Raw genomic sequence first — 231 nt, forward strand, 5'->3', positions numbered from 1 at the left:
GTTGATTGCGAGCCTCATTATCGCGATTGATCTTAGTGTGAGTCAGTGGCTTAGAGTGCCGCATTTCTGGTTGTTTTTACTATTGCAATTTGTGCTCGGCATTTTATGTTTATACAAGCCAATAGCGCTGGTTTATGGTTTTTTGTTATCCGCAATTTGGGCAACGTTACCGCTTGATGTCAGTCCATTGCTTTATCATAGCGGCTTTGTTCTGTTGTTTGCGCTAAGTAC

At 42.0% G+C, this 231-nt stretch carries 1 protein-coding gene; it reads left to right on the forward strand.

Translation table 11 applies throughout. From position 1 onward, the window contains the following. On the forward strand, positions 1-231 hold a 231-nt coding region (locus tag SB749_RS21090; RefSeq protein ID WP_410712040.1), incomplete at both ends, for a hypothetical protein.

The organism is Brevibacterium sp. SIMBA_078 (assembly GCF_046534565.1).
Lineage (GTDB): Bacteria > Actinomycetota > Actinomycetes > Actinomycetales > Brevibacteriaceae > Brevibacterium.